Source organism: Dyadobacter sp. CY327, assembly GCF_021390415.1.
Taxonomy (GTDB): domain Bacteria; phylum Bacteroidota; class Bacteroidia; order Cytophagales; family Spirosomataceae; genus Dyadobacter; species Dyadobacter chenhuakuii.
The window spans coordinates 494,151-505,019 of sequence record NZ_JAJUXJ010000008.1 but is presented as its reverse complement, the minus strand read 5'-3'; the positions used below and the strand labels follow the sequence as shown (position 1 = coordinate 505,019).

Annotated in this window: 6 protein-coding genes, 1 tRNA gene and 1 rRNA gene; 2 read left to right on the top strand and 6 right to left on the bottom strand. The window is 45.5% G+C overall.

All coding sequences use genetic code 11. The features are described from left to right. Nucleotides 1–8 precede the first annotated feature (8 nt). Nucleotides 9–120 (top strand): 5S ribosomal RNA (gene rrf / locus LZG74_RS25105). Nucleotides 121–330: 210 nt separating this feature from the next. On the opposite strand, the gene LZG74_RS25100 is transcribed toward rrf, so the two are convergent. The 3 genes from LZG74_RS25100 to hpt form a co-directional block, all read right to left on the bottom strand. Continuing rightward, nucleotides 331–414 (bottom strand) — tRNA-Leu (locus tag LZG74_RS25100). A gap of 73 nt (nt 415–487) precedes the next feature. Next, entirely contained in the window at nt 488–1,888 is a 1,401-nt protein-coding gene (locus LZG74_RS25095) for an MBL fold metallo-hydrolase RNA specificity domain-containing protein (protein WP_233799199.1), read from the bottom strand. 14 nt (nt 1,889–1,902) lie between these two features. Then, nucleotides 1,903–2,430 carry a hypoxanthine phosphoribosyltransferase gene (gene hpt, locus LZG74_RS25090; RefSeq protein WP_233799198.1) on the bottom strand — a complete coding sequence of 176 codons (528 nt, stop codon included), beginning with the start codon at nt 2,428–2,430 and terminating at the stop codon, nt 1,903–1,905. 174 nt (nt 2,431–2,604) lie between these two features. Between hpt and LZG74_RS25085 the strand changes: the two genes are divergently transcribed. Further along, on the top strand, nt 2,605–3,831 hold the full coding sequence (locus LZG74_RS25085) for a lipopolysaccharide assembly protein LapB (RefSeq protein ID WP_233799197.1): 1,227 nt from the start codon (nt 2,605–2,607) through the stop codon (nt 3,829–3,831). Nucleotides 3,832–3,897: 66 nt separating this feature from the next. On the opposite strand, the gene LZG74_RS25080 is transcribed toward LZG74_RS25085, so the two are convergent. The 3 genes from LZG74_RS25080 to LZG74_RS25070 all read right to left on the bottom strand — a co-directional run bounded on the left by LZG74_RS25080 (nt 3,898) and on the right by LZG74_RS25070 (nt 10,865). Next, entirely contained in the window at nt 3,898–5,268 is a 1,371-nt protein-coding gene (locus tag LZG74_RS25080; RefSeq protein ID WP_233799196.1) for a dipeptidase, read from the bottom strand. 104 nt (nt 5,269–5,372) lie between these two features. Beyond that, a complete protein-coding gene (plsY, locus tag LZG74_RS25075; RefSeq protein WP_233799195.1) occupies nt 5,373–6,029 on the bottom strand; it encodes a glycerol-3-phosphate 1-O-acyltransferase PlsY in 657 nt (218 codons plus the stop codon). 153 nt (nt 6,030–6,182) lie between these two features. After that, nucleotides 6,183–10,865: a hypothetical protein gene (locus tag LZG74_RS25070; protein WP_233799194.1), complete on the bottom strand. Its 4,683-nt coding sequence runs from the start codon at nt 10,863–10,865 to the stop codon at nt 6,183–6,185. Between the last annotated feature and the right edge of the window lie 4 nt (nt 10,866–10,869).

The following is a 10,869-nucleotide window of genomic DNA, read 5'->3' as shown; positions in this document are numbered from 1 at the left end:
AAGACCTTGTTGGTGGCTATTGGCCTGGTGTTCACCTCTTCCCATCCCGAACAGAGAAGTTAAGCCCAGAACCGCCGATGATACTTGGATCAAACCTGGTAAAGTAGGTAGCCGCCACAATACCATTCAAAGACCATCTCATAAGGATGGTCTTTTTTTGTGATTAGGTGACTCTGGAAATGTGACGAAGACTGTCTTAAAAGGATGTTCTTTTTTTGCTTTGAGGTCTAAGAAGTTGAATAGGACATGGCCAAACGGGCCATACGCTTTTTGTCAGACACAAAAAAACCTCAACTCGCTATCATCTAGCTCATTGAGGTCCTAATGTTGTGCCGAAGATGGGACTCGAACCCACACAGGGCAACCCCCACACGCCTCTGAAACGTGCGTGTCTACCAATTTCACCACTTCGGCATAAAAAACTGGTTGGCAAAAATAGTAATGTTTTCTTTTTAACCAGCTGGAAGCGGCTAAAAAATAGAAACTTTTATAGTTTGATGTTCTCGAACTGAGCTGGAATCAAAATGTCTTTAAATCCTGCCGCTTGCAGCTTCAACTTGAAAGCAACCTGTGTTTCATACTCCCCGTGAACCAGAAACACTTTCTTAACCCGCTCCGGTGTCTGGCAAGAAAGGAAGTCAAGCATTTCATTGTAATCGCCATGCCCTGAAAACGACTCCATGGATTTTACCTGGCATTTCACCTCAAATTGCTCGCCAAATATATTCACCTGCTTGTCGCCTCTTTTCAGAGCTCCTGCGAGTGTATTGCCAGATGCGTAGCCAACTAATAGAACGGTGGACCGGGCATCCCCGATGTTGTTTTTGATATGATGCTTAATCCGCCCTGCTTCGGCCATTCCGGATGCCGAAATGATGATGCACGGTTCGTCCTTATCGTTGAGCACAATGGACTCATTGACGTCAGAAATGTATTTCAGATAAGGGAAAGCAAATGCATCGCCGTCTTTCTCAATGTAAGCCAGAATTTCCGGATTGAAGCATTCGTCGTGCTCCTTCATAATCTTTGTGGCACGGATTGCCAGGGGACTGTCGATGTAGACCGGGATCTGCGGCAATTTTCCTGAGCTCGATAATTGGTCTAATGCATATATAAGCTCTTGCGTGCGGTCTATGGCGAATGCGGGAATGATCAGTTTGCCTTTCCTTACGACGCAAGTCTCATGAACGATCTCCAAAAGATGGCCCTGCATGTCTGTTTGCTTCTCGTGTAGGCGGTCGCCGTAGGTTGATTCGCATATAATAAAATCTGCTTGCGGGAAAACGTCCGGTTTACGGAGAATTCTGTCCTCGGGGCGTCCAATGTCACCGGTGAAAGTTACCTGCTTATATGTACCTGCGTCGGGAATGGTCATATGAACCGCGGCGCTGCCCAGCAAATGTGCGGCATCCGTTAATACAACTGCAACTTCTTTATCTTCTCCCAGATAGAATGTCTGACCATACTGCACACTTTTAAACAAGCTTAGTGCATGAACGGCATCTTCGGTGTTATAAAGCTCATCCAGCAACGGGCGGCCTTGTTTTTCCCTTCGCCGATTAATCCGCTCCAAATCTTTTTCCTGAATATGCGCGCTATCCAACAGCATAACCCTGCAAAGGTCTACCGTGGCAGCTGTACAATAAATAGGGCCGGAAAAACCTTGCTTAACCAGCCGCGGAATCAATCCGGAGTGATCAATGTGAGCGTGAGATAAAATCAGGTAATCCACCTCGGATGGCTTGAAGCCGAATTTCTCATTCAGCTCGTCGGTCTGGATGCCCTGAAACAGCCCGCAATCCAGTAATATTTTAGTCCCTTTTTCAGTAGTGATCAGGTGTTTGCTACCAGTTACGGTTCTTGCGGCTCCGAAAAATTGTATGTTCATAATGTAATCTTAAATCAGGCTAAAACGTAAATAGCATCCAGATTGCGGCCCATGCCGTCATAATCCAGCCCATAACCGACCACAAATTTATTATCTATGTTAAAACCCGTATAACGGATGTCGACAGATGTTTTCAGTGCTTCCGGTTTATGCAGTAATGTGGCAATGGCTACGGACGCAGGCGAAAGTTCATTGATCTGCCTTAGTAATTGCGCCATCGTTAGTCCCGTGTCTACAATGTCCTCAATAATGATAATGTCCCGGCCTTCAATACTGTCATTTAGACCTATAATTTCCCGCACAGAGCCGCTGGATTGCGTTTGCGAGTAAGAGGCCAGCCTAATAAATGTAATTTCGCAGGATAGGGGAATTCGTTTGACCAATTCACTTGCAAAAAGGAAAGCGCCATTCAGTACAACAATGAAAAGCGGACAGCGGCCTTCATAATCCGTAGAGATCTCTTTTGCAAGCGCAGTAATGCGTGTTTCAATAGCTTCCGTGGTAATAAGAGGGACGAATTTTTTATCAAGAACATTGATCATATTAAGAGGTGTCGATTTTACCAAAAACCCTTACAGGTGATGGATAACTTGAAAATGGTTTGTCAGAAACTGCGGAACGGTCTGAGGATCAATATTAACTCTTTTTTCAAAAACCCGGCCTGTGGCAAACGTAAAATAAAATTCCCGCGTTAATTAGGGAGATTTACCCCTGATATGAAAAGCCAACTCAAACATATAGCCACATACTGTTTCTTAACTGCATTTTCCATTCAATTTGCCTCTGCTCAATTGTATTCTTCGGCCGAACTGGACAAGAATTACGATATGATCCTGAAAAATCCCAGCGTTCAGATTGAGTCCACAGAGGCGATTAATATGCTTTATAATTACAAATTTGCGGAAGCGGACACTGAATTCCGCTGGCTGAAATATCGCTATCCAAAGCATCCTATGCCACACTTTCTGATGGGACTTGCCGAATGGTGGAAAATCGTGCCGAATACGGAAAATGAATCGCATGACAAGGCTTTTCTGGCACAAATGGATTCGACCATTAACCTGGCGGAAGTGCTTTATGATAAAGAGAAAAACAAAGTAGAGCCTGCATTCTTCCTGGCTGCGGCTTATGCATTCAAAGGACGGTTGTATGCCGAAAGAGAAAGCTGGACAAAAGCGGCTTTTGCCGGCAAGAAGTCTTTGAAATACTTCGAGCAATGCAAAGGAAATGGCGATCTGACGCCGGAATTGCTCTTTGGCGACGGTCTTTACAATTATTATGCGGAATGGGTCCCGAAAGAATATCCGATTTTAAAGCCCATCATGTCGCTTTTTCCAAAAGGCAACAAGAAGCTCGGTGAACAGCAATTGGAAAAAGTCGGAAACAATGCATTTTACACGCGTGTGGAAGCCCGTTACTTTCTCTTGCAGATTTACAGCATGGAGAATGAGTACAGCAAAGCATACGAAATGGCGAAATACATGTGGCAGACCTACCCCAACAATCCGTATTTCGAGCGTTATTTTTGCCGGACTGCATTTGTAACAGGCAAAATGGCCGAAGCCGAAAAGGCTGCGCAGAACATTATCGATAAAATAAGCAGCGGAATGCCGGGTTATGAAGGCGTAAGTGGCCGCAATGCTGCTTATGTGCTCGCTTATTACAACATGACGTATCATAAAAACTATGACGCGGCGTCCAAATTTTATCAGAAAGCAATTGACTATTCCACCCAAACCAACTCAATGAACGCCGGTTACTACGTTTCATCGTTAATTGGATTGGGCAAAATAGCAGAAATTAAAAAAGATTACGACGAAGCGCTGCGCTACTACAAGCTGGCGGCTGACAAAGCTGATAAGAAAACCAGCCAAGACAAAGAAGCCAAGGCGGCCATTGCTAACCTTAAAAAGATGAAGCGCGACCAGCGAAGGAAGCGCTAAGATCTTATCACTATGTCATTACAAAGACTACGATAAAACCTGGCAAGCTAAAAACTTGCCAGGTTTTTATGCCTTAGCAGCTTTTAGCTCTGCATAATGTTTAAAAAATAGCGGAATTGTTTCGATGCCTTTGTAATAATTGAATAGCCCATAGCTCTCGTTAGGAGAATGCAAAGCATCAATATCTAGTCCAAAACCCATGAGAATGCTTTTGCATCCCAGCTCCTGCTCAAATAATGCGACAATAGGAATGCTTCCACCACCGCGGGTTGGAATTGGTTTCTTGCCAAAAGATTCTTCCATTGCCATTTCTGCGGCTTTATATTCCACAGAATCGGTTGGCGTGACATAAGGCAGGCCGCCGTGATGTGGAGAGATCTTTACTTTTACAGATGCTGGCGCGATCGATTCGAAATGTTTGGTAAATAGTGCAAGGATTTCATCGTCCGTTTGGTTAGGCACCAGGCGCATGGAGATTTTTGCATTTGCCTTCGATGGAAGCACTGTTTTCGCACCTTCGCCGATATAGCCGCCCCAAATTCCATTCACATCCAATGTTGGCCGCACGGAAGTTCTTTCAATGGTCGAGTAACCAGCCTCGCCCATAATGTCGTCGATATGGAGATCTTTTTTGTATTCATCCAGATCAAATGGCGCTGCGTTTAATGCTGCCCGTTCTTCGGTGGTGAGCTCTTCTACATTGTCGTAAAAGCCCGGAATGGTAATGTGGCCGTTTTCATCTTTAAGCGACGCAATCATTTCGCAAAGCACATTGATGGGGTTAGCAACGCCGCCGCCGTAAACGCCCGAATGTAAGTCACGATTGGCCCCTACGACCTCCACTTCTACGTAAGTCAGTCCGCGCAGGCCGGTTTCAATGGAAGGCACATCGTTGGCGATAATGCTTGTGTCCGAAATCAGGATGGTGTCGCATTTCAGCATTTCCTTATGTGCGCTGACAAATGATCCAAGATTCGAGGAGCCAATTTCTTCTTCGCCTTCGATCATAATTTTTACATTGCAAGTAAGGTTATCCGTTGCCAGCATGGTTTCCAGTGCCTTAATGTGCATATAAAACTGGCCCTTATCATCGCAGGAACCTCTTGCATAAATGCGCTCATTTTTAATCACCGGCTCAAATGGTGGGGAATTCCAAAGCTCATACGGATCAGCTGGCTGGACGTCATAATGTCCGTAAATAAGCACCGTAGGAAGCGCTGGATCAATGATCTTTTCGCCGTAAACAACCGGATGGCCAGCCGTCTCGTAAATTTCAACACGATCCGCACCTGCTTCCGCAATCCGATCACGCACGAATTCGGCTGCTTTAAGCATGTCTGGCTTAAATTTGGAATCGGCGCTTACAGACGGGATCCTCAGCAGATCCAGAAGCTCATTTACAAATCGGTCGCGGTTTTTATCAATATAATCAAGCATCAGGTCAGAAGTTAGTGGTTCAATGTGCCGCTGAACGGCCGGGCAAGATAAAAAAATAGCCCCTAAGGTCGATCCTTAGAGGCTGTTTTTTGAAATTATATCTGTTAGCGACCGTTGTTCGCTTTTGATTTTGCAAAAAGACTTACCCTGTTTTCATTGCCATTCATAAGCCTTACAATGTTCTTTTTGTGTGTAAAGACAACCAGCACAAACATTGTAAACCCAAAAACGATCAGCAACGGCTCCGGATGGCCAAAAACGCCCAGCCAGGAAAGCACCGGAAACGCAAGCGTCGCCAGAATAGAGCTTAACGAAACATATTGAGAAGCCAGTAATGTCAGAATGAAAATCGCGATGCAAACAGAAGCAAGTTCCGGCTGAATAGCGAGCACCATACCAAGCAATGTAGCAATTCCCTTACCGCCTTTAAATTTGACAAAAACCGGGAAAATATGACCGATGATAGCGATGATCCCAAAAATGATTTTGTACATCAAAAGCTCCGTCTCGCCAATCGCATTCATATAAAACAGCATTGAAGCGAGGCATGTTGCTGTCCAACCTTTCAATACATCAATCAGCATCACAACAGTCCCTGCGCGTTTTCCCAAGATCCGGAAAGTGTTTGTTGCGCCGGCATTTCCGCTGCCATGTTTTCTTACATCAATTCCAAAATATCCTATTCCGTACCAAACTGAACTCGGGATTGATCCCAACAAATAGGCAGCGATAATCGTAGTTATTAATAAGGCAATAATCATATTGTACTATTCGCAGAAAATTTTAAACGTTGAAATGTTTTGTCCAAAAATACGATAGCGAGGGGATTTTACAAGCAAAAAGGATACAAAACTAACATTATACAAGCATTTTTTCAATTTGTAGCATTAACTATTGCCACTTCTACAAAGACATCAAAATCCTTCGGTAGGTTCCACCTTCTTCTTTTTAGCTTCTGCCGGAACCACTTTCTTCTTCGCCGTTTTAGCCGCTAACTTAGCTTTCTTGATCGCTGGCTGGTAAAAATCATCGAAGCGGTTTACAAATGCATCCTTCTCCTCAGAACCGATCGACACCAGCGACATATCCTTCGACTTCACATTTTTCGACTTCGCTGTAATCTGATCATTGAAGTCAACCTGCGACGAAACCACTCCCAACTCACCGAGTTTGTAGTCAAAATAATACCACACGTCCGGAGACGCCTGCAAATACAAACTAAATTCATCCCCATCGACAGACCGCCTGATTTCCAGGACCCCTTCCGTTTGCGCATTAATGTTGTTTCTACCCAAATTCGCCACACCAATCGGCCCCTGCGAATAATATGCCCCATGTGAGGCAGACCAGTTCAAGTTCACATTGGATAAAAGCATAGGCACATCCAGCGCCGGGGAGGCCTCAAAAAGCGGCTTGTAACCTGCCGCAGTGAGTTTGGCATAAGCATCCGTTGCTTTCGGGCCGATTAATGCGGAAAGCTTATTATTCAGTTGCTCAGCATCATCATCAGCGGCCGTGCTGTTTTGCTCTTCCAGGTTAACTTCCACGATTTTGGCTGCTAAGGGCTGCGATATCGGTTCCAGTGCCGGGAGTTTCATTAACAGCATTGTATTAAATGAGAACCGGGCGCTATCAACCTGTGCTTCACCCGTTCCTACGGCTTGCAGCCAGGTCGCGCCGGTCAGTTTCAAAGGGCCGGAGAATGTTGCCAGGCCGGTCTTATCATCAAAACGCAAAGCATTAGCTTCATCGATAAGCCCATCGGCACCCGGAGGCGGCATTACTTTGAATGCTTTTTCATCTTCATCATAATTCAATGCACCCTGAGCAGAATAAATGTCCTCATCACCGTCCGAATCCTTGGGCGAAAGGAACGACATATACATGCCTTTTGCTTCATTATAATGCAAGCCTACCGAAAGTGGAATGTCATGCTCGTTTTTCAGTTCTTTGTCAATTTTGATAGCCACAGTCTCGCCGGGAGCATCTTTGTAGACAATCCACGAGCTCTGAAAATCCTTTCTGAATTTAATAACAGGCTTTACAAACCCATCCAACTGCAAGGAAGGCTCATAGGCAATCAGGTTGATTCCACCTTTATATTGAATGCGGGGCGATAAAAGCAGGTTTTCCGTTTCCTTAATGTCTGCACGCGCAGTTGTGTAGTATTTGACAGCAGCAGGAGCCTGGTTATCAGCACGTTTTTTCTTTCCTTCTTCCGCCGCGCCGATTTCCCTCAATTCAAAATTCTGCATCTTGATATTGAATGTGTCTTTCCGGGCCGTAATGTACTGATATGTGGCGGATCCTTCGAAATGGTTGCGGGAATCTATTCGGATGTCCGCGTCGCGCATTCTGTGCGAGGTGTTTAATGTATCAATTTCAATGCGTGCTTTCTTCAAAGGAGCAATTTTCCCTTTGCTATCCACGCTTACCAACCCACCGTCCGGGATGATCTTCACATCCGCAGTTTGAATAAAAGGAACGCCCTTAATGTTCAATGTTACTTTTTCAACATCATAAATGGCCTCAGAACCATTGAATGTCAGCCCTTCCTGGTCCGGGTCCATCGATGTGTACGAAGAGGTTTCGCCAAATCCTTTCATCAGGATCGTCTTCTTAGCCATATCCCACTTCGCGCTGCCGATCAATGTTTTGTAAGAAGCAGTCGGGATTTCCATTCCCGAAGAGTCTGTGCCGAAGCCTGTTTCGTCTGTCAGGAAGTTGGCGATGCCGGTTTTGAAGTTGAAATCAATGTTCACATTTTTCCCGGTAAGGAGCTTCTTTGTTGATTTTTGATCAACACTATTAATGGCAAATTCGGAGCGATTGGCCAGATAACCATCTTTATTAAACTTAATGTCGGGAGAAGACAGCTCAGAATCAGCTCGTTTCAGCTTTCCGTTTCCATATAACCCCGTCGAGCGCAACAGCAGCCCGCCTTCCAGACTCGTAGTTCCATTATAAAATGAGAAGGATTTACCCTGGGTGTTAATAAACATGCTGTCTGCATTGGGATACCATTTCAATGCGTAATCCTTCAACTGAACGGCAGGGAAATAGCCTTTGCCAATGGTCGCTTCCTTAATGCTAGCCACTTCACCTGATGCCATTAATGAATCGGCGGTGAGCAGAACATTTTTGGCTGTCATCGAGGCCGACATGTATTTCAAAATTGCTTTGGAATGCAGACCCGTGTTGTCCATTGTCAGCGTGTCCGTAAACCTGGCCAGCGCTTTTCCGTCATACAATTTCATGTCCGTCACCGGCGGCTTGTATTCAAAGCCAAGCGAGTTGTCGGGCATGCTTTTCAGGACCGTTTGAATGTTCGGGATAATGCCGTTTGCATTGAATGTTCCTTCAAAAATCACGTCTCGCTCATCCAGACCGCCCATATCGATCTTTGGGATCTTGAAGTTGACTTCTCTCGGGTAAACGACAGTTCCCCGCTCAGGCTGATCGAAATAAACCATCATTCCATCCTCAACCACCAGTCGAGGCGACTTTTTGACGCCTTTTTGCAGCCCTGATTTGTTTTTTGGATCACTCAAATAGAATGTTCCACCCTTTTCATATTTCACGTGACCGCCTACTTCGCCTTTCTGGCCTTTCGCAAATTTGTCACGCGGCGTAAATGTAATGGAGTCCGAAGGCGCCACATTTACAAAAAACTGGTTGTAGTCAAACTTAATGTTCTGCCCTCTGAACTGGTAATTGGAGGCAACCATTTGACCATTTAATGTAAAATTCCTGTTTTTGCCAATGATCAGTTTCTTGTCCTGCGGAACAGCATAAATTTTTAAAGAATCACTCACAACAAAACGCGAAACGCCCATAACCGTTAACATGGTGTCGGGAAGGTAAATCGTCGCGTTCGCCGTTTCGTCATTGGCCGTAAATTGAGAAGTGACCTGGAAGTTGTCATAATCAGCCTTATCCAGGTTTGCCAGCACAAACAGAATTCCCTTTTTGCTTAATGCAAATTCGTCCGTTGCCTTATTATAAACGAAATATTCTTCAAGTGTCAAGCGCTGCAATGTGTTGCGCATGATTTCCGGCTTCTGCTTGAATTTCCTGGCCAGATCGTCTGATAGGAAAGCTTGTTTTTTCTCAGTTTGTGTGTAATTCGCCGCCATAATCAGCGGCTGGAAGCCATATTCCTTGCTAATGTCCTTGAAACGCTCCTTTTTGAAATAATCCAGGGATTCCAGCTTCACAGGCGCAACCTGCTTGCCATTAATTCGAAAGAATTCCACCTTATCATTCGGAAACCGCCACCGCATCGCCTGCGACCAGATATTCATTTTGTGATAAGTGTCTTTATAAGGAAGCGGCGCATAATCCGTCCGTTCCACGCGGCCCAGCTTTACCAACCCTTCGTCATCATTGTATTTGAATGTCACCCCCGGATGAAATAGCGAATCGCTCCCAAGCGGCATCGAATAAGTTGCAAATGAGGCTGCTATGACCGAATCTTTAAGCACGAACTTCTTGCTTTGCGCCGTGAAAGCGAGCTTATCCTTGTATTTTACCTTAATCGTCGAGGGAAGATCGCTGAGGGAGGAGCTGTACATTTCCGTCCCGATCAGCGCGAAACCGCCTTTGTAGTCAATGTTTTTACGCGTTTCCTTCAAGCGGGCGTCGATGCCGTTGGATACAAAACGCGGATAGGGAGCAGGCTGGCCTTTTATTTTCTTAACCCCACGATATTCTAATGTTCCTTTGATCGGCGCAGCTAATTGTGAATCACTGTGCAATGTTACATTTTCCGCGACCAGCTTGGGTTGGGTAATATTGAAGGAATAACTGTCCAGATCGGCGTAAATCGATGAGTCACCGCCTGCCTGCCAGTTGAACTTGCCATTTTTACCTACAAAAATCCCATCTTTCAAAGAAACGCTGCCATTTGCCGGACCGAAAACAACCGAATCGCCAGCAGTAACCATGGCGAATGTTGCATTCTGCAAATCGAGCAGTGCTCCCGAAATAACGGGCAGGGGATTGGATTTGGGTGTGATCACAAAGTTGGAGTCAACAGGCGTGTCCCAGCTGTCATTGGCAGCAGCCACATTGGCCTCGACGTTGGCCGCAACCGCATTCGTGGTGTCGAAACGATATTTATAACTTCCTTCTAAAAGGTAAAGCGAGTTGTAATTAGCAGCGTAGAGTTTCTTGGTTTCATTTACCGTCCTGACCGTTTCCAGCACTTTCTGCAATGTTTTACCATCATATTGCTGCCCCGAGCTGGTTGCCAGATCCAGAAACCCTTCCAGGTTTTCGGGCGATTGCTTCGCAAATGCGTGCGTATTCCGGATCAGCAGGAACATGACCGGCCCGGCTTTTTGCCCTTTGGAAATCTGTGTTTTGACAATGTTGATAAACTTTGTCTGCTGGGAAGTATTCAGCGCCGACATCCACACGCTGTCTAGCTGGGCGGCGGAGCGGATGTATTGCGGGTTGCGGCTGCCGTCCATGAGCTTGCGCAATTGCACCATAAACTGTCCCGGATCATCCGAAAGTTTCAGGTTTTGCGCAGACGCAGTTTGACCTGCTAATGCCAGAATGCAGAAAAGTAAAGCAGTACGAAGTATCCTCATTGGT